The organism is Christiangramia sp. 3-2217-3z, assembly GCF_051195275.1.
GTDB lineage: Bacteria > Bacteroidota > Bacteroidia > Flavobacteriales > Flavobacteriaceae > Christiangramia > Christiangramia marina.
In genome coordinates this window covers 76,119-94,184 of record NZ_JBNJLI010000007.1, presented here as the reverse complement: position 1 = coordinate 94,184, position 18,066 = coordinate 76,119, and the positions used below count along the sequence as shown (strand labels likewise).

The following is an 18,066-nucleotide window of genomic DNA, read 5'->3' as shown; positions in this document are numbered from 1 at the left end:
AAATCGTAGTTTGCTAAATATAATTATTTCGGAAATTCTTCAGCGTATTTTATCGGTTTTAGCTGCTTATTCTGAAGCTGGCCGATTGCCTGTCGAAGGTAATAAGTTCAGAAGGAAATAACGAATCGAAAACACCAGAAGCCATCAATTCCTTCGGTGTACCAGTAAACGATTTGCCATCCTTCAAAATGATTAGCTTATCACAAAGTTGTATGGCCAGGTTGATCTCATGAGTTGCAAAGATGATCGCCTTACCGGTCTTTTCTGTAAGTTGTTTCAGTAATTTCAGCATAAACGCTTTATGATAAATGTCAAGATGAGTGGTAGGTTCATCCAGGATGATCAAAGAAGTGTCCTGTGCAATTGCCCTGGCTATTAAGACCTTCTGAAACTGTCCGTCGCTAAGTTCGTAACACTTTGTATTTGCGAGTTCTTTTATGTTAACAAGTTCTATAGCATTTTGTACGGCTTCTTTATCTTCCCGATCCAGTTTCCCGATCCAGTTCGTGTATGGTTGCCGACCCAGAGCGATCAATTCCCGGACGCTTAAATTTCTTGAAACATGCTGTTCAGTAAGTACAAGACTAAGCTGTTTTGAAAGCTCTTCTGAACTGATGTTGCTTATATTTTTATTATTTACAATAACCTCACCCTTAAGAGGTTCAAGTGATCTACTTAATGTTTTGAGTAAAGTAGATTTTCCAGCGCCATTTACTCCTATAACTGCAGTAAGCTCGTTCCTATCGATCTCAAAATCAATATTTTCAGCAATGATCTTAGCTGTAGATCTTTCAGAATAACCTATGGAGAGTCCGCTAGTTTTTAAAATGCTATTTGAGCTTTTGTTCTCCATTAGAAATTAAATCTACGTTTTCTTATAAGAAGCCAGATAACTACGGGTGCTCCAATAAGCGATGTGATGGCATTTATTGGTAAACTAAATTCACTGCCGGGCAGTTGAGAGACTATATCGCATAATAACATTAAGATGGCTCCACCAAAAATTATCGCCGGGAACAAAATAATATGGTTTGCAGAAGGGATGATCTGTCTTATTAAATGCGGTACCGCAAGGCCTATAAATGCAATTGGCCCAGCGAAAGCGGTAATACTACCCGCCAGCAGACTGGTTGCTAATATCACCAGGAATCTATTTCTTTTGATATTGGTTCCCATACTTTTTGCGTACTGTTCGCCAAGAAGCAAAGAATTGAGATTCTTTATGGAAGCAAGTGTGATAAGTACACCAGTAGTCCAGAAAACAGTTAAAATACCTACTTCTTCCCAACTCAGGTTACCCAGGCTGCCATAGGACCAGAATATATACTGCTGAAGATCTGCAGCGGGACTAAAGTAGGCCAGGACACTTACGATCGCAGCAGTGAAACTGGCAAACATAAGACCTATGATCAATATCGCCATAGTATCTCTAAGTCGTAATGATGCGATAATAACGGCTAGTAGCACGAGTAAGCTACCTAAACTCGATGCTATGACGAGACTCCATTTTGATAACAATATTGCGGCAAAACCAGCACCGAATAGTGCAGATCCCATAAATACAATGGCAACTCCTAGGCTGGCACCACTGCTTAAACCTAGAACATAGGGTCCGGCTAGCGGATTTCTGAATAATGTTTGCATTAGCAAACCACTAACTGCCAGGCCAGATCCTGTAATGATCGCTGTGACTGCCTTCGGTAATCTGAATTCCAGAATTATATATCTCCAGGTTTCTTTTTCTACTGCAAAACCAGTAAGAGAGGCAATTACTTCAGAAAAAGGTATTCTTACCGATCCCAGGCTAATATTGAGTAGCAGGCAGCATAGAAGGGCAACTCCCAGGAAGACTATGGTTAAAGTATACTTTTTCCTGCTCCACATTAGTTGAGAGGTTTGAAAAATACATTCTCATGATCCTGAAGAAGATCAGGATGAAAGATTGTGATTAGGTCTTTTAGGATTAGATCTGGGCGTTGTGGACCAAGTTCATAAAAAAGAACTCCGCCAGTAGCGCCTTTTGATAAGCTCACGGTATAAACCTCTTTATCCTTTACCGCTTTGAATTTATCGTAGTGAACCGAGTTCTCGGTAAGTTGAGCATAGCTCTCAAACTGGCCGGAACTTATCCAGGTATCGGCATTAACAGCTTTGTCCAGTACACTTTCGAATGAAAGTGCCAGACTGCCTTCTCCTTCAGTATCAGCATATAGATAACTTGCATTAGCATCTTTAATAAATTGCGCCTGCCAGCTATTACCATAGGGAACATACCACTTGTCATTATACATGGAACCGGCTATCACTACTGGTTTAGTTTTAGATAGAGAAGCTAATTCTTTTGCCTTAAGGTAGGAGGTTTCAATATCATCGAATATTTTTTCAGCCTCCTCATTTTTGTCAAACAACACACCAAAAAACTTGATCCATTCAGCTTTACCTAAAGGTGTTTTTTCAGTCCAGTCCCCGTTGTAAAGTACAGGAATTCCGGTTTTTTTTATTGTTTCAAGACTTTTATTAGTGGCATCGATCGCAAATCCAACAACTACATCGGGCGATAGGTCGATCAGGATCTCTGTATTGATATTCTCGTTTTGACCAAGTTCCTGTATACTTCCTGAGTCGATCAGTTTCCTGGTTTTTTCTGAAGAGATATACCGGGTACCAGGAAAGCCAGTCAATTTATTTTCCAGACCTAAAGCTTCGAGCGCCGGAATATGGGTTGTGGAGGTGACTACGATATTTTTTACAGGAATTTCCAGCTTTTCATCAAAGTCGATGCTGTCTGGGATAGTGGCACCGGACTGGTGAAGTACATACCTGAAAGTAATCTTTGCTCCTGGCCATGGGGTGGCCACTTCCAGGATCTTATAATTTTCATAGGATTTTATGCTAAAGCCCTCTGCATATTTAATTGAGGTAGTTTCAGCTGACTGATTTATAGTCTCCTGCCGGGATGAATTGTCCTTGCAGGAAATTAAAACGATACAAAGAATTATAAAAATAGACTGCTTCACGAATGTTTTTTGGTTATCAAAAGTAAGATTATTTAAACTTTTCCAGGACTTACCAAACTTAATTGTTTATTTTCGCCTCGAAATTTTGGTTTGACGTCGATGTATTTCTGCGTTAATTAAAAGGGAATCAGGAGAATTTGAACTTTTTAAATTCTATAGAAATAATAGTGTTTCTTTATGCCTGAGCTGTTCCCGCAACTGTAAGCTTAGCCCGTTTGGGTGGCTGCAATTATTCTTCAAACCACTGCCAAAAGGCGGGAAGGTAAATTGTAGTACGCGAGCCAGGAGACCTGCCCGAATTTCAACTAGTATCGAGTGACTTTCGGGATAAAGGTCGGCAGATTATGAACAGAACGAACTACATTTTTTTAATCCTTATTGGCATTTGCTGTATATCAGCTCGTGCTCAAAGTGATTCCATTCACTGGCTACAGGAGGTAGAGCTAAGTGATGTAAAGCTTCAGCAATTTTCAACGGGTCAGCATATTACAAAAATTTCAGACTCCCTACTTAAAAAGAATCAGCCGCAATTAACCGATATTTTAAATTTTAATTCCTCAATTTATTTCAAGGAAAATGGTCGTGGAATGGTCTCTTCCCCTTCATTTCGAGGAACTACTGCATCCCAAACAGCAGTAATTTGGAATGGAATTAATATCAATTCACAATTTAATGGTCAGCTCGATTTTAACACTGTGAATACAGGTGCCTATGATCAGATTTCAATTAGGGGTGGTGGGGGTAGTGTGGTTTATGGTACCGGAGCTATTGGCGGAAGCGTTCATTTTAATAATTCAGTATCATTCAGAAATAAACAGGAACACCAGTTGCTATTGCAGTACGGAAGTTTTAATACAGTAGATACTCGATACAATTTTAAACTGGCTAAGAATAATTGGAGTTTAAATTTAGCACTTGCCAGGAATAGTAGCGACAATAATTATGAGTTTCCCGGCGATCGCGGAGAAAATTTAAATGGAGCGTATTACAATCATAGCGTGAATATAGCATTGGGTTATCGAATTGATTCAGACCATACTTTAAAATTTATTAGTGAAACCTATGGTGGTAAACGTCATTTTTCCTTAATACGTCCTTCAGAAAACAGAACCAAATACCTGGATCTCAACAATCGAAATTTGTTGGAATGGCATGCTGAGCTTTCAGATTTCCAGCAAACTACGAGTTTAGCTCTTATCAATGAAGAATATAAATATTTTGCGAATACTGAGTCTGATAGTTACTCTTTCGGAGTAGCAAAAAGCTTAATCGCCAAATACGATCTCGATTATAATCTAAATTCTGATATTCTGCTGAACACCGTAATTCAAAACACCTATACCGATGGGGAAGGAAGCAACATTGGGAATAACGACCGGAATATTTTTTCAGCAGCTATTTTGGGAAAACATCAAATTACAGATGTCTTACAGTATGAAGCGGGACTTAGAAAGGAAATTACCGGGAATTATGAGAGTCCGCTCTTATTTTCGCTCGGAGTGAATTATGAGCTGACAGATTTCTATACGCTGAAATTAAATGCTTCAAAAAACTTCAGGATTCCGACGTATAATGATTTATACTGGTCTTCCGCAGGAAATCCTGACATAAATACTGAAAAATCTTTACAGGCTGAACTTGGGAACCAGTTTAGTGTTCAAAATATGGAAGCCGGAGTTACTTTTTATTATAATGATGTAAGTGATATGATACGATGGTTACCCGGAACCGATGGAATATGGCGACCAGGAAATGAAGACGAAGTAAATATCTATGGATTGGAGTCTTTTTTTAATTGGAATAAAACTTTTTCAAAAGATCAAAACTTCCATGCCAGGCTTAGCTATGCTTATACAATTTCTAGAAATCAGGAAACCAGCAGGCAGTTAATTTACGTGCCATTTCACAAAGCAACAGGAAATTTGAGTTACAGTTTTCATCATTTCACGCCTTCTATACAGGTTTTATACAATGGCTTAGTATATACCAGGACAGATCATAGCGAAGAGCTCCCTGGGTACTTTCTAGCCAATCTGGCATTGGCTTACACTATGGGCAGGGAAAGAGAGTGGGAGCTAGGCGGAAGAGCAAACAATTTATTTGATACAGCCTATCAAAACGTCGAAGACCGGTGGATGCCGGGAATCAATTTTAATTTTTATATCAATTTTAAATTCTAATTAACAATGAAAATCACCAAACTTTTTACTTTGAGCCTCATAGGTTCTTTTTTATTACACTCCTGTAGTAGTGATGATGATAACAATATTGCAGAACCAACACCGCCTGAAAGTGCTGCCTATACCAATGGTGTTTTTGTGGTAAATGAAGGCTCTCAATCTACCGGGACCGTTTCCTTCTTAGATGCCGCCAGTACTTCTATAGAGAACAATATTTTTGAAACGGTAAATCCAGAAATGGATCTTGGTAAATTTGTACAATCTATGTTCTTTGATGAAGATAATGCGTACATTATTGCCAATGGCTCCAATTTAATTACAGTAGTTGATCGTTACACGTTTGAATATAAAGGTCAGGTAGATAGTGGTCTAAATATTCCGTATTATGGAGTGGTCTATGACGGAAAGGCTTATGTAACAAATCTGGCCGACTTTAGTACAGGAACCGATGACTTTATTGCAGTTATTGATCTTACTTCTCTTGAAGTGGAAGAAACAGTAGTGGCTGGTACTTATCTTGATTTTGTAGATGAAGAAGATGGCGTTATTTATGTTGAAGGAGCTTCATTTGGAACTGGGAATGCAGTCCATGCTTTTGATCCCGCAACCAATTCAATAACTAAAACGTATACTACTGTGGAAGGGGTAAATTCTTTTGAAATTGAAGGTGAGCAGCTATTTGCTTTGTCCTCGTCACAATTGCAGGTTTTTAATTTAGATTCCGGAGAGGAGACTTACCATATTGATTTTCCTGAAGAAGTGAATAGTGCTAGAAATCTCGTTTTTGAAAATGACATGTTTTATTTTACATCAGGATTAGCGGTATATGGTTTAGCTGAGACAGCCACAACATTTCCAGAAGAAAGTTTATTCGAATTTACCGACGTAATTACTTTATATGCGTTTGATGTGGAAGATGGATTCATCTGGACAGGAGATGCTAAAGACTACGCTTCTGCAGGTACAGTAAGAATTTACAATAATTCAGGTGAATTAGAGAATGAATTTGAAGTAGGAGTTAATCCAAATAGTTTTTATTTCATCGATTAATTGGTCAATCGATTTTAAAATAAAAAAACCCAGCTCAATGAGCTGGGTTTTTTTTATTATCTAATTCTCAATTATTTAGAGAATTCTAATCTTTTATTCTGACCTGGAATTTCAGGTAATTCGTCAATATACATTTTCTGATACGTCGCTTTTTGAACTCCAGACTCGCTGAATTCGTTATACCAGTACTCTTTCTGAGTGGAAATCATACCTCTGTTTCCAGCGATAACATTTAGAGCAGCATTCAGCAATGGGTCTGAAGCTTCTCCAAGAACTCCAAGATCTGATATGCTCTCTACAATTTCAGTATCTGGTGTGATACCGTCAAATGGCACACCTACATCATTTGAGTTAACAGATTCATACACTAATGGTTGAATAGCGTACGTATGATCTGGATTAGCTCCAGTTCTTCCAAAATTACTTGAGTCATATAGGGTTACAGATGCCTGTGATTTCCCTACAGTTTGGTCTCCTATTGTAACCACATCTATGTAAGGAGCGAGCCCATTCACTACCAGTTCACTGGCCGAAGCTGTAGAACTGGAAACGATTGCATATAATCTTGTAAGATTTAGACTGTTGATCGCCTCACCTCCCTCAAGAGCTGTAGTAAATCTGTTGAACAACCTGTCTGGATCATTGCTGAGGAAGTAATTCTGATAATCTGCATTCCACCGTTGTTTAGCGAATATCTCACCGGTAAACTGTCCTGTGATCATACTAGCTAATCTGGTAGCTGAACTAACACGGCCACCACCATTATAACGCAGGTCAAGAATCAATTCGGTAATCCCCGCAGCCTGGAAATCTGCAAATGCAGCGTTCATTTCATCGTCAAAGTCGGCTACAAAGCTATTGTAAAGCATATATCCAACCTTGGTTCCATTTACATCAAGTACATTGGTGACAAGGATCGGGTTTTCTGTTAATACCTGAGTATCGATAGTTACTTCTTCCCCAGTTGAAGATACAGTATTATCTTCAATAGTAGCAAGACCAAAGGTAAGTGTAGTTTCCTCTAGTAATCCGCGATAATTAGAAATGTTAAGCGTTTGTCCATTTAATGTGATAAACAGGTCTCCTCTTTCTATATTAGCATTTTCGGCGTTAGATCCAGGAATTATATAACGAACTACACCAAAAAGATCATCACTTCCAGAAAATCTATAAAGTCGGAAATCAACGCCCGTCGTTTCAGAAACACCAGCAAAGCTATTCTCTAGGGCTATATAATCATCGGTAATAAAACTAAAACGGTCCTGGTCTATCGTCAAACCATCATTGAAAAGACTTTCAGGAGAATCGAATGTCATTAAATACTCGTTAAGTTCGCTTTGTGTGTCAAAAAAGCTATTTCCAAGTTCAGGAACCTGACTTTTATAAACATAAATCTCGTTCATTCCTTTCCAAACAAAATCCTTGATCTCCAATTCAAGATTTTCTTCCGGAGTTTCACCAATTACTGGTGGCTCTACGGGTTTTTCTGTAACACCAGATCCATCGTCATCATTGGAACATCCGGTAAGTAAACTTCCTGCAACAGCAAAAAGCATTAAGTATTTACTTATTTTCATAATTAAGTTAAGGTTAAATTTTTCTAAATTTTTTTAAAAATACTTACATAAAGACAAATAAAAAATTTATTGTAACATTTCTACTTCTAACTCGTCGTAAGTATAACAAGGCAGTATCAAACTAACCATCTATTAATGCAAGAGCGAATCTTTCTTAATCATATTAATCCTGTAAAGGATAAAATATATCGATTGGCGTTGAGACTCCTCACCTCAAGAGATGCGGCTGAAGATGCTACTCAGGAAGTGATATTAAAACTATGGAGCCGAAAGGACAACATCAAGCATTATGCCAATGTTGAAGCTTTTGCGATGACGGTCACTAAGAATTATTGCCTGGATCAATTAAAACTAAAGCAGAATAGTAATCTGAGAATTGTACATCAAAATTATGAAAGCAAACAAATTCCTTTACAGAAAGAGATAGAGGTAAATGATGAAATGCAGTGGTTGGGCAGGATTGTTGACAGTTTGCCTGAACAACAAAAATTGATCTTTCAGCTAAGAGATGTGGAACAACATGACTACGATGAAATCGCTGAAATTACAAATATGAATCATACAGCTATACGCGTTGCGCTTTCCAGAGCCAGAAAAGCTATAAGAGAAAAGCTGATAAAAAAACATAACTATGGAATTAAATAGAATAGAAAAGTTAATCAGTCGGTATGAGGAAGGTGAGACAACTCTTGCTGAAGAAAAGGAGTTGAGAGAATATTTTAGTCAGGAAGAAATACCTGAACATTTGGAAACGTATGCATTGCTTTTCAAATTTCAATCACAAGAAAGTAGCACTACATATAAGGAGAGTGAACCCATAGAACTAGATAAGAGAAACTACTGGTTTGCATGGACTTCAATAGCTGCAGTGATCATCGTTGCCTTAGGTCTTTTTTACTTCAACCAGCCACAGGCATCTTTAACAAATTCGGAAATGAGTTCTATCACCGAACAGGAGCAAGTTCTTGAAAAGACGAAACAAACCTTGAAAATGGTTTCAGCAATGATGAATGAAGGCACCGCAGACCTTGTTTATTTGCAGGAATTTAATAAAACTAAAAATCAAATAATTGAATTAAACTAAATCTATAAAATATGAATAAGTTAGTAATTGCCCTGCTGTTAGCTGCAGCTCCAATGTTTAGCCAGGCTCAAAACTTCGAGAAATATGAGAATATGAAAGAAGTCGATGCGATGGTGATGACCAGTAAAATGTTTAAAATGCTGGCTAAAGTAGACCTCAGTGAAAATGATCCGGAATCTCAACAGTATATGAAGCTTATAGAGAATTTGGAAAGAATCCAGATCTATAAATCATCAAACCCTAAAGTGATGTCTCAAATGTCAAGTGATGTAAAATCTTACCTGGCTAAAGGCAGTCTTGAAGAGCTCATGCGAGTGAATGACGATGGTAAGAATATTAAATTTTATTCTCTGCCTGGAAAGAATGATAATTATGTAAGCGAACTTTTTATGTTTCTTGAAGGAACCGAAGGATCAGAGCCTATGAATATCATTCTTAGCATTACGGGCCAGATCGATCTTTCACAATTATCGAAATTAACGGCAGACCTAAAAGTTCCTGGAGCCGAAGAATTAAAGAAAGCTAACAAAAAATCTTAATCTTATGAAATCAATCAAATTATTACTCTTAAGCACCTTTTCTTTAATTGCAGTGTCCTGTAATAACGAAAAATCTTTACAGAAGTATTATGTAGAGAATCAGCAGGACACCGACTTTCTCGCTGTAGATGTTCCTACCAGTTTATTCACCAATGCAGATGCGCTTGATGAAGAGCAAAAGTCTACCATGGAAACTATCAAGAAAATAAATGTATTGGCTCTCGAAAAAGAGGCGAATCCTCAGAAATTTGAAGAAGAAAAAATTAAACTGGATGAGATCTTCCAGGATGAGAAATATCAATTGTTGATGCGATACGGTGGTAGCGACCGCAAGGCGGCTCTGTACTTTATTGGTGAGGAAGATGCTATCGATGAGCTAATCGTATATGGATATGATAATGAAAAAGGGCTTGGAGTTGCTCGGGTATTAGGGGAAAATATGGATCCTGAGAAGATGATGGAAATGATGCAATCATTAAAATCTGAAGATATTAATACAGGCGGAATAAAAGGAGTGATCGATATTTTCGGGAATTCTAAACCGAAGCAAAAAGATTCTACTGAAGTTGAAATGGAAATAGCTGCAGATACTTTATAGAATAGTAAACAGTATTTTTTTTAGTTAGTTGAAAGAAAAAGCCTCCGGAACGTCCGGAGGCTTTTTTAATGAGTTGAGAAGAGATATTTATATTCCGGTGTAATTTTGTGGCGTTATCTTATGAAGTTCAGTTCGAACTTCTTCAGTCACGTCCAGCTCGTCAATAAACCTGGAAATACTTTCCTTCGTAATTCTTTCATTAGTTCTTGTAAGACCTTTCAATGCTTCATAAGGATTTTTATAACCTTCTCTTCTTAGAATCGTCTGAATCGCTTCAGCAGCAACAGCCCAGTTATTCTCGAGATCTGCATGTAGTTTATCTTCATTTAAGAGCAATTTATTCAGCCCTTTTAAGGTTGATTTAAAAGCGATGATCGTATGACCCATTGGAACACCAATGTTTCTAAGAACTGTACTATCGGTTAAATCACGTTGTAGCCTGCTTACCGGCAATTTTGCTGAAAGATGTTCGAAGATCGCATTGGCAATCCCAAGATTTCCTTCTGAATTTTCAAAATCTATTGGATTTACTTTATGTGGCATTGCTGAAGAACCTATCTCACCTTTTTTGATCTTCTGCTTAAAGTAATCCATCGAAATATAAGTCCAGATATCGCGATCCAGATCCAGTAAAATATTATTGATGCGTTTGAAAGCATCAAATAATGATGCCGCATGATCATAATGTTCTATTTGTGTAGTAGGGAAGGAGTGGTGAAGCTTCAATTTCGATTCTACAAAATTTTGTCCAAAAGCTTTCCAGTCGGTATCTGGGTATGCTACTTTGTGAGCGTTGAAATTCCCAGTTGCTCCTCCAAATTTAGCTGCGTGAGGAATATCTTTTAAAAATCGTAGCTGCTCTTTGATTCGAACTACAAATACCTGAATTTCTTTTCCAAGTCGGGTAGGTGAAGCTGGTTGACCGTGGGTACGCGCCAGGAGTGGAATATCTTTCCATTCTTCAGCCAGGGATTCCAGTTTTTTTACAATTTCATCCAGTTCTGGAAGGTATACCTCTTCCGTAGCCTCTTTTAAACTTAGTGGAATGGCCGTGTTATTAATATCCTGAGAGGTAAGACCAAAATGAATAAACTCCTTCGAATCTTGCATTCCAAGCTTTTCAAATTCTTCTTTCAAGAAATATTCAACAGCCTTTACATCGTGATTAGTCACTTTTTCGATTTTCTTGATAGCCTGAGCATCGATCGAAGTGAAATTTTGATACAGCTCTCTTAGCTTCGGGAAGTTTGCGGAATTTACATCCTGAAGTTGAGGTAAGCCCTGTTCATATAGTGCTATAAAATATTCAACTTCTACAAGGATACGATAGCGTATCAATGCTTCTTCACTAAAGTATGCTGAAAGTTGCTTGGTTTTGGATCTATACCTTCCATCTATTGGAGATACTGCAGAGAGCGATGTCATTTTTTGGTTTTAAAGTATTAAAGCATAAAGATACTTCTTCCTGATTGACTAAAAAACAGATGTTACAATTTCCTCAGGATCTTCAAAGCCCGTGATCTATAACCCGGAGTTGAAGTAGAAATATTCTTTTCCAGAAGCGATATTAATTCAGTTTCAATCCATTTTTCTTCCTTTCTGAGATCATAAATATTCTGTATAGCAAAAACTTTTGTTGCAGTTTTCTCATCGTTCATTGAATATTGAAAGGAAAGCCTGATAATTTCCTTTATTTCAGCATGATGAAGATGAATTGAAGAGCTTTTATGGAAATGTGATTTAACTAGAAAACTGAATATTTTCATCATACACCTTTTCGAAGAGCCATCAGAATACAATTTTCCACTATTAATAATAGTTGACATAAATTCTCCCAGTAATTCACAGTTATCACGGCCAAGAATTTCGAGTGTCATCCATGCTTTTATCGATAATTTCTGAGGGAGCTTGATGAATTCTATAGTTTGTGGCAAAAGATTATTAGATAGGATAGATTCTGCAGCATATTTTCTGGAAGCAAGTCGCAAGCTGGTATTTTCCAGAATATCTTGAACTACCTGCATCAAGCTAATAATTGTGCTACAAGCTTTGGAATACCTTCCACAGCCTTTTTACTTATTATTTCAAGCGATGCATTTTCACTGATATTTGGTTTAGGATCGATAAAATATACCGGACATTTCTTCGGAATAAAATCTACCAATCCGGCAGCCGGATATACCTGCATGGATGTGCCTACAATGATAAGAATATCTGCCATTGCACAATGATCTGCTGCCTTCTGAAACATAGGAACGGCTTCGCCAAACCAAACAATATGAGGTCTAAGTTGTTTATTATGTTCGCAAAAATCTCCACTTCGAATATCTTTTTTCCAATCCATCACCAAGTTTTCATCGAAAGTACTTCTGGCTTTTAATAATTCACCATGAAGATGTAATACATTCGAGCTACCTGCTCGTTCATGTAAATCATCTACGTTCTGAGTAATGATCTGTACATCATATTGATTTTCAAGTCCTACTAAAGCATAGTGTGCGGCATTCGGTTCTACTTCCAGAAGTTGTCTTCTCCTTTGATTATAGAAGTCCAATACTAATTCGCGGTTGTTTTCCCAAGCCATTGGTGAGGCAACTTCCATCACATCATGACCTTCCCACAATCCGTTTTCATCCCTGAAAGTTTTTAAGCCACTTTCAGCGCTAATTCCTGCTCCGCTTAGTACAACTATTTTCTTCATTTCTTAAGGATTTCTGATTAGCAACGCCAGCTTGAAGTTTTAAAATACAAAGAAATTATGATTAAGCTTCCAGATAATTGCACTCTCAATTCATCTACCTTAAAATTATTCAGCTATTAATTATTGAAAATCAGGTGTTATCAGGTATATTATTGGTGTCGAAGATAAATACCAGCGAAACGCTTCTAAAAGAGCACAGTTTTTATATTTTAGTACAGCCATGACCGACCAGAAATTACTTGAACATTTACAGGGATTGTTGACCCAGCGCAGGATCGATCTCTTCGAAAAAGTTCTGACTCAAAGAACAGATCATTTTACCGTAGTAGCCCAGGATGTTTACCAATTGCATAATACCAGTGCGGTGGTTCGTAGTTGTGATGTATTCGGGATCCAGAACTTACATGTAATAGAAGAAAACCTGCCTAGACGAATCGACAAGGAAATTGCCATGGGAGCTCAGAAATGGGTAGATGTACATCGATACAATACCTCCAGGGAATGTCTACATGAATTACGGCAAAAGGGCTACCAGATCGTAGCTACCACTCCTCATAATAATTCTACAATGCTGGCAGATTTTGATATTGCAAAACCTTCCGCCATATTTTTTGGAACAGAGCAAAACGGACTTTCAGAAGAAATTCTCAGAGAGGCAGATGCAAGCATTAAAATTCCTATGTATGGGTTTACTGAAAGTCTGAATATCTCAGTTTCTGCAGCGATCATACTTCAGTCTTTAAGAGAAAAACTTGACACTTCTAATATAGATTGGCAGTTTTCTGAAAAACGAATGCAAGAAGTAAGGCTGGCCTGGACAAGGAAAACCATAAAAAATTCAGAGGAGATTATTGAACGTTTTCGTAATCAGTAATTATTCGTAACTTTTAAATCCTAAAGCCGAGCAATGACCCTGTTTTTCTACTTAATTATTGCCTTAATTACTTTTTTTGCATTTCTGCACGCATGGGCCAAAAAGGACTTTGATGTTAGCAGGACCGTGGTGATTAATAAGCCCAGAGAAGAAGTTTATGGCTTTGTTCGTCAGCTAAAAAATCAACCTTTATGGAATCCATTATTTCAGCGTGATCCTAATGCGGTTTTAAAATATAAGGGGCCAGACGGTAAAGAGGGCGCTTCTTTCTATTGGAAAGGAAATAACAAAGTGGGAGAGGGGATACAGAAAATAGTGAAGACCAAGCAGGGCAGGGTTTTTGAAACTAAAATACTTTTTATAAAACCGGTTAAGGTTAATGCCCTTACGTATATAGGTGTTAAGGAATTGGATAGCGAGAAAACCAAGATGGTCTGGGGTACTAGAGGAAACCTTGCGTTTCCGCTTACTATCATTAGCATTTTTTATTCCCCCGAAAAAGCTATGGGAAATAACCTTGATCAGGGATTAAAGGAATTAAAACAGATTCTCGAAAATCGCTAATTCTTCTGAAGAACTTTGTATTCTTCGTAACAGCCGTTGATGGCATTTAAAATTTGCAGATCATTTGCCGTTCGCATAAAATCTTCAGAATAGTTGCAATTATTCAGGATTTCATCAATTTCAGCGCGGTTTACCTGTAATAACGCCATTAAGGTTTCCCGATCAAATTTGTTCCGAAGGAGATCTTTAATATCTTCATCCTTCTTCATCTCCCTGAGTTTCCGCATCTGTTTTGGTCTTGCGCCAAATATATTATAGACGAGATCTGCAGGATTGGAAAGGGAGCGTAATGCCTTCGTTACAGCATTGGGAGATTTGTCACCACCTTCATATCCAGAGTTTAAACCAGAAATACTATAGCGGTAATTATCATAAATTGGAATATTCTTAGCGTCGATCTCAAGGTAACCTGTGAGATTATTGGAAGTGACCGTTACTTCTTCAAGATCAAAACCCAGCTCGGTCATCTTAACTTTTACATTGCCATACTTAAGCCAATCATTGGTGACTCGAACTCTAATCGATCTAAATCCCAGGTAAGAGAAATATAAAGTGTCATTCACAGTTGCCTGAAGTTTGAATTCCCCTTCTTCACCAGTAGTAGAACCTTTAACCTGGTTAAGGTTCACGATATGTACATTTTCAATAGGCTTGTCATTAGCCGCATTCATTACCGTACCGGCAACAATATCTACTTCCTGTGCAGATAAGATGTCTGTAAGTAGAAAAAATAATAGGGGTAAATATATCTTCATAGCAATCGAGCCTAAAAATAGAAAATCTTCATAAAAAACAGTGCCAAACTTAAACTAAGTTTGGCACCTTTTATTTTACGCTTTCGATCTTCTTCTTTTTATTGAACTCTCGACATTTTTGTTTCGGCTTCCTTTCCGGTTACCTTTTTTATCTCCTCGATCTGAACCGCTACGTCTTTTTCCGAAGCTTCCTTTATCGTTAAAGCTTTTTCCGCCGCCTTTACGACCGCCGCCACCGCCACGTTCTCTTTTACGACCACCGCCGCTATCAGACTTCTGGTCTTTAGTGATTTCCACATTCACATATCTACCATTTTGCTGGTATTCTGTAAATGTTTTAAGTATTAGATCAGCGTGCTTCTCGTCTGTATTAAAGAAAGAAAAACTTGCTTTACAGTCTACTTTAAAGATATCGTCCCTATCAAGGTTTAGTTCGCCTGTAAGGAAGTCTTTAAGACTCTTCCAGTCATAACCATCTTTTGAACCAACATTTATGAAATACCTTGTATTTCCTTCTGAAACTTCTGGTCTACCTCCTGCAGATTCTGCAGTAAGATCTGGAGCTTTCTCGTAATAGTTAAAGAAACGAGTAAATTCAACCGAAAAGAATTTTTTGATCAATTCTTCTTTAGTGAAATCTTCCAGAGCCTCATTGATATTAGGAAGATAAGGATCAATATCATGATTGATCTCCGTTTTCTTTATATCATTCGCTAGATGGAATAACTGGATCTTACAGATCTCTTTTCCATCAGGAATTTGCTTTTCTTCAAATTTCTGCTGAATGATCTTTTCAATAGTACGGATCTTACGAACCTCACTTTTGGAAATGATCACCATAGATACACCGCTCTTACCAGCTCTACCTGTTCTACCGCTACGGTGAGTATAGGTTTCTATTTCATCTGGCAACTGGTAGTTGATTACGTGAGTGATATCATCTACATCAATTCCACGAGCAGCAACATCTGTAGCTACCAGCATTTGGATTTGTCTGCTTCTAAAACTCTTCATTACCAGGTCACGTTGGTTCTGGCTAAGATCACCATGCAACGCAGCAGCGTTATAACCATCTTCTATCAGCTTTTCCGCAACCTTTTGAGTATCTCTTTTTGTTCTACAGAAAATTACAGAGAAGATATCAGGATTAGCATCTGCCAGCCTTTTTAGTGCATCATATCTGTTTCTGTGATTTACGAGGTAGTATTCATGAGTAACGTTAGACGTTCCCATGTTCTTTGATCCTACTGTGATCTCAACAGGATCTGTCATGAATTTCTTAGCGATCTTTGCAACTTCCTTGGGCATAGTAGCTGAAAACAACCATGTCTTTTTGTGTTTTGGAGTGTGTGAAAGAATGCTTTTGATGTCTTCATAGAATCCCATGTTCAACATCTCATCTGCTTCATCAAGAACACAATAGTTAATAGAAGAGATATCTGCAAGATTTCTTCTAATCATATCCTGCATTCTCCCTGGAGTTGCAACTATGATCTGGGCTCCTCTTTCAATCGCTCTTGCCTGATCTGTAATACTAGCGCCACCGTATACGGCAACCACATTTAGAGATCTTTTGTATTTACTGTAGTTCTTTAACTCATTGGTGATCTGTAAACACAGTTCACGAGTTGGCGATAAAATTAAAGCCTGAGTTTTTTTAGAATTGGAATCTATTTTCTGGATAAGTGGAAAACCAAAAGCTGCGGTTTTCCCTGTTCCTGTTTGTGCCAGAGAAACCAGGTCGGTTTCCTGGGATAGAAGAATAGGAATTGATTTTTCCTGTACTTCACTTGGGGTTTCGAAACCCATGTCGTTTATGGCCTGTAGCAAATCTGCGTCCAGTCCAAGTGCTTGGAATGCGTTCATTCTTTTTTGTAAGTATTCGATTATCGTATGTAAGTGTTACATAAGAAGCGAATCGACATACTTAAACCTAAACTTCCAGTAACACATCCTCACCCTGAGGAATTTCAAGCCGCAAAGATACGTTTAAATCTGAAGCAAACTAATTTATAGTAATTTATTTAAATATCTGAATATTAAATAGATAGGTAGTCTATGAGTTCTTTGAAAGCTTTTGCACGATGGCTAATTTCCGATTTTTCTTCCAGATTCATTTCAGCAAAGGTTTTATCAAATCCCTTAGGTTGAAAAATTGGATCATATCCAAAACCATTTTCTCCACGTTCTTCCCTGGTGATCGAACCCTCGCAAATCCCTGTAAACAGATTTTCGTTCTCTTTTAAATTTAATGCGATCACAGTCTTAAACCTTGCCGTACGGTCATCACGCTCCTCGAGCTGATTCAACAGCTTTCTACGATTCGCGGCATCATCCTTTTTCTCACCCGCATATCTGGCAGAATAAACTCCCGGAGCTCCAGCCAGGGATTCAACTTCCAATCCGGTATCATCAGCAAAGCAGTCATAACCATATCGAGTTCTTACATATTCTGCTTTTATGATGGCATTTGCATCGATTGTGTCGCCGGTTTCTTCAATATCTTCATTACATCCAATCTCCTGCAGGCTTAGTAATTCAATATGATCTGGCACTAAAGCCTGTATTTCTTTAAACTTGTTCTTATTATGTGTTGCAAAAACTAATTTGATAGTATTCATTATCTATGATGGTAAGGTTCGTTCTTTAGTATAGTAAAGGCGCGGTACAATTGTTCAGTAGCGAATAAGCGCACCATTTGATGAGAAAAAGTCATTTTGGAAAGAGATATTTTTCCGTTCGCTCTTGTATAGACGGTATCGGAAAACCCGTAGGGGCCGCCTATTACAAAAATCAATCGCTTCAATCCCGTGTTCATTCTCTTCTGAATATATTCTGAAAATGCTACGGAATCATATTGCTTACCATTCTCGTCCAGCAGAACCACGAAATCTGAATTCTGAGTTCCGCCTAGTATAAGATCACCTTCTTTGGTTTTCTGCTGATTCTCATCGAGATTCTTGGTTTTTTTCAGGTCCGGGATTACTTCCATTTCAAATTTGATATAATGCTGAAGTCTTTCAGAATAAATGTTTACAAGATATTCTAGCTCCCGTTTATCGGTTTTCCCGACGCACACTAATTTTATGGTCATCCCGTGATTTTAGTACAGACTTTACTACATTTA

At 37.8% G+C, this 18,066-nt stretch carries 19 protein-coding genes and 1 riboswitch; of the genes, 8 read left to right on the top strand and 11 right to left on the bottom strand.

Annotated features, from left to right (window positions below; genetic code table 11):
• Positions 1–58 precede the first annotated feature (58 nt).
• From ACSHZO_RS12900 to ACSHZO_RS12890, 3 genes are read right to left on the bottom strand one after another with little or no spacing between them, the layout of a single operon-like run.
• On the bottom strand, positions 59–853 hold the full coding sequence (locus ACSHZO_RS12900; RefSeq protein ID WP_298247751.1) for an ABC transporter ATP-binding protein: 795 nt from the start codon (positions 851–853) through the stop codon (positions 59–61).
• Entirely contained in the window at positions 853–1,884 is a 1,032-nt protein-coding gene (locus ACSHZO_RS12895) for an iron ABC transporter permease (protein WP_298247752.1), read from the bottom strand. Before ACSHZO_RS12895 ends, ACSHZO_RS12900 begins: the two co-directional genes overlap by 1 nt.
• Positions 1,884–3,017 (bottom strand): ABC transporter substrate-binding protein, encoded by a 1,134-nt coding sequence (locus ACSHZO_RS12890; protein WP_298247753.1) that lies wholly within the window; start codon positions 3,015–3,017, stop codon positions 1,884–1,886. Before ACSHZO_RS12890 ends, ACSHZO_RS12895 begins: the two co-directional genes overlap by 1 nt.
• 69 nt (positions 3,018–3,086) lie before the next feature.
• A riboswitch (cobalamin riboswitch) is annotated at positions 3,087–3,329 on the top strand.
• 32 nt (positions 3,330–3,361) lie between these two features.
• Here ACSHZO_RS12890 and ACSHZO_RS12885 point away from each other — a divergent pair.
• Positions 3,362–5,197: a TonB-dependent receptor plug domain-containing protein gene (locus ACSHZO_RS12885; RefSeq protein ID WP_298247754.1), complete on the top strand. Its 1,836-nt coding sequence runs from the start codon at positions 3,362–3,364 to the stop codon at positions 5,195–5,197.
• Positions 5,198–5,203: 6 nt separating this feature from the next.
• Entirely contained in the window at positions 5,204–6,247 is a 1,044-nt protein-coding gene (locus ACSHZO_RS12880; RefSeq protein ID WP_298247755.1) for a YncE family protein, read from the top strand.
• A gap of 71 nt (positions 6,248–6,318) precedes the next feature.
• Here the strand turns inward: ACSHZO_RS12880 and ACSHZO_RS12875 are convergent, their stop codons facing one another.
• Positions 6,319–7,824, bottom strand: coding sequence for a S41 family peptidase (locus tag ACSHZO_RS12875; RefSeq protein ID WP_298247756.1), 1,506 nt, complete (start codon positions 7,822–7,824; stop codon positions 6,319–6,321).
• A 135-nt stretch (positions 7,825–7,959) separates the two neighbouring features.
• Between ACSHZO_RS12875 and ACSHZO_RS12870 the strand changes: the two genes are divergently transcribed.
• The 4 genes from ACSHZO_RS12870 to ACSHZO_RS12855 are packed head-to-tail and all read left to right on the top strand — an operon-like array spanning position 7,960 to position 10,045.
• Positions 7,960–8,469, top strand: a complete 510-nt coding sequence (locus tag ACSHZO_RS12870) for an RNA polymerase sigma factor (protein WP_298247757.1) — start codon at positions 7,960–7,962, stop codon at positions 8,467–8,469.
• A complete protein-coding gene (locus ACSHZO_RS12865; protein WP_298247758.1) occupies positions 8,456–8,908 on the top strand; it encodes a hypothetical protein in 453 nt (150 codons plus the stop codon). The genes ACSHZO_RS12870 and ACSHZO_RS12865 overlap by 14 nt, the downstream gene beginning before the upstream one ends.
• 11 nt (positions 8,909–8,919) lie before the next feature.
• Complete coding sequence (locus ACSHZO_RS12860) at positions 8,920–9,447, top strand: DUF4252 domain-containing protein (RefSeq protein ID WP_295179014.1); 528 nt, start codon at positions 8,920–8,922, stop codon at positions 9,445–9,447.
• Between the two features lie 4 nt (positions 9,448–9,451).
• The gene (locus ACSHZO_RS12855; RefSeq protein ID WP_298247759.1) at positions 9,452–10,045 is read left to right on the top strand and encodes a DUF4252 domain-containing protein; all 594 of its coding nucleotides are present in this window, start codon (positions 9,452–9,454) and stop codon (positions 10,043–10,045) included.
• A gap of 87 nt (positions 10,046–10,132) precedes the next feature.
• Here the strand turns inward: ACSHZO_RS12855 and purB are convergent, their stop codons facing one another.
• The 3 genes from purB to ACSHZO_RS12840 form a co-directional block, all read right to left on the bottom strand.
• Positions 10,133–11,470, bottom strand: coding sequence for an adenylosuccinate lyase (gene purB, locus ACSHZO_RS12850; protein WP_298247760.1), 1,338 nt, complete (start codon positions 11,468–11,470; stop codon positions 10,133–10,135).
• A gap of 62 nt (positions 11,471–11,532) precedes the next feature.
• A complete protein-coding gene (locus tag ACSHZO_RS12845; protein WP_298247761.1) occupies positions 11,533–12,069 on the bottom strand; it encodes a hypothetical protein in 537 nt (178 codons plus the stop codon).
• Entirely contained in the window at positions 12,069–12,746 is a 678-nt protein-coding gene (locus tag ACSHZO_RS12840) for an SIR2 family NAD-dependent protein deacylase (RefSeq protein ID WP_298247762.1), read from the bottom strand. Before ACSHZO_RS12840 ends, ACSHZO_RS12845 begins: the two co-directional genes overlap by 1 nt.
• Before the next feature lie 220 nt (positions 12,747–12,966).
• On the opposite strand from ACSHZO_RS12840, the gene ACSHZO_RS12835 reads away from it, so the two are divergent.
• Both ACSHZO_RS12835 and ACSHZO_RS12830 read left to right on the top strand, forming a co-directional pair.
• Positions 12,967–13,620 carry a TrmH family RNA methyltransferase gene (locus ACSHZO_RS12835; protein WP_298247763.1) on the top strand — a complete coding sequence of 218 codons (654 nt, stop codon included), beginning with the start codon at positions 12,967–12,969 and terminating at the stop codon, positions 13,618–13,620.
• Positions 13,621–13,653: 33 nt separating this feature from the next.
• A complete protein-coding gene (locus ACSHZO_RS12830; RefSeq protein WP_298247764.1) occupies positions 13,654–14,184 on the top strand; it encodes an SRPBCC family protein in 531 nt (176 codons plus the stop codon).
• Here the strand turns inward: ACSHZO_RS12830 and ACSHZO_RS12825 are convergent.
• The 4 genes from ACSHZO_RS12825 to rlmH all read right to left on the bottom strand — a co-directional run bounded on the left by ACSHZO_RS12825 (position 14,181) and on the right by rlmH (position 18,033).
• On the bottom strand, positions 14,181–14,939 hold the full coding sequence (locus tag ACSHZO_RS12825; RefSeq protein WP_298247765.1) for a carboxypeptidase-like regulatory domain-containing protein: 759 nt from the start codon (positions 14,937–14,939) through the stop codon (positions 14,181–14,183). The two genes, ACSHZO_RS12830 and ACSHZO_RS12825, sit on opposite strands and share 4 nt — an antisense overlap.
• A 75-nt stretch (positions 14,940–15,014) precedes the next feature.
• A complete protein-coding gene (locus ACSHZO_RS12820; protein WP_298247766.1) occupies positions 15,015–16,805 on the bottom strand; it encodes a DEAD/DEAH box helicase in 1,791 nt (596 codons plus the stop codon).
• Positions 16,806–16,978: 173 nt separating this feature from the next.
• Positions 16,979–17,551: a non-canonical purine NTP diphosphatase gene (locus ACSHZO_RS12815; RefSeq protein ID WP_298247836.1), complete on the bottom strand. Its 573-nt coding sequence runs from the start codon at positions 17,549–17,551 to the stop codon at positions 16,979–16,981.
• 8 nt (positions 17,552–17,559) lie between these two features.
• Complete coding sequence (gene rlmH / locus ACSHZO_RS12810; RefSeq protein ID WP_298247767.1) at positions 17,560–18,033, bottom strand: 23S rRNA (pseudouridine(1915)-N(3))-methyltransferase RlmH; 474 nt, start codon at positions 18,031–18,033, stop codon at positions 17,560–17,562.
• Positions 18,034–18,066 lie beyond the last annotated feature (33 nt).

Excerpts from the sequence above, each read along its gene's own strand:
- ACSHZO_RS12900 (WP_298247751.1), bottom strand. The coding sequence starts at position 853 with ATGGAGAACAAAAGCTCAAATAGCATTTTAAAAACTAGCGGACTCTCC.
- ACSHZO_RS12895 (WP_298247752.1), bottom strand. The coding sequence starts at position 1,884 with ATGTGGAGCAGGAAAAAGTATACTTTAACCATAGTCTTCCTGGGAGTT.
- ACSHZO_RS12885 (WP_298247754.1), top strand. The coding sequence starts at position 3,362 with ATGAACAGAACGAACTACATTTTTTTAATCCTTATTGGCATTTGCTGT.
- ACSHZO_RS12880 (WP_298247755.1), top strand. The coding sequence starts at position 5,204 with ATGAAAATCACCAAACTTTTTACTTTGAGCCTCATAGGTTCTTTTTTA.
- ACSHZO_RS12875 (WP_298247756.1), bottom strand. The coding sequence starts at position 7,824 with ATGAAAATAAGTAAATACTTAATGCTTTTTGCTGTTGCAGGAAGTTTA.
- ACSHZO_RS12870 (WP_298247757.1), top strand. The coding sequence starts at position 7,960 with ATGCAAGAGCGAATCTTTCTTAATCATATTAATCCTGTAAAGGATAAA.
- ACSHZO_RS12865 (WP_298247758.1), top strand. The coding sequence starts at position 8,456 with ATGGAATTAAATAGAATAGAAAAGTTAATCAGTCGGTATGAGGAAGGT.
- ACSHZO_RS12860 (WP_295179014.1), top strand. The coding sequence starts at position 8,920 with ATGAATAAGTTAGTAATTGCCCTGCTGTTAGCTGCAGCTCCAATGTTT.
- ACSHZO_RS12855 (WP_298247759.1), top strand. The coding sequence starts at position 9,452 with ATGAAATCAATCAAATTATTACTCTTAAGCACCTTTTCTTTAATTGCA.
- purB (WP_298247760.1), bottom strand. The coding sequence starts at position 11,470 with ATGACATCGCTCTCTGCAGTATCTCCAATAGATGGAAGGTATAGATCC.
- ACSHZO_RS12845 (WP_298247761.1), bottom strand. The coding sequence starts at position 12,069 with ATGCAGGTAGTTCAAGATATTCTGGAAAATACCAGCTTGCGACTTGCT.
- ACSHZO_RS12840 (WP_298247762.1), bottom strand. The coding sequence starts at position 12,746 with ATGAAGAAAATAGTTGTACTAAGCGGAGCAGGAATTAGCGCTGAAAGT.
- ACSHZO_RS12835 (WP_298247763.1), top strand. The coding sequence starts at position 12,967 with ATGACCGACCAGAAATTACTTGAACATTTACAGGGATTGTTGACCCAG.
- ACSHZO_RS12830 (WP_298247764.1), top strand. The coding sequence starts at position 13,654 with ATGACCCTGTTTTTCTACTTAATTATTGCCTTAATTACTTTTTTTGCA.
- ACSHZO_RS12825 (WP_298247765.1), bottom strand. The coding sequence starts at position 14,939 with ATGAAGATATATTTACCCCTATTATTTTTTCTACTTACAGACATCTTA.
- ACSHZO_RS12820 (WP_298247766.1), bottom strand. The coding sequence starts at position 16,805 with ATGAACGCATTCCAAGCACTTGGACTGGACGCAGATTTGCTACAGGCC.
- rlmH (WP_298247767.1), bottom strand. The coding sequence starts at position 18,033 with ATGACCATAAAATTAGTGTGCGTCGGGAAAACCGATAAACGGGAGCTA.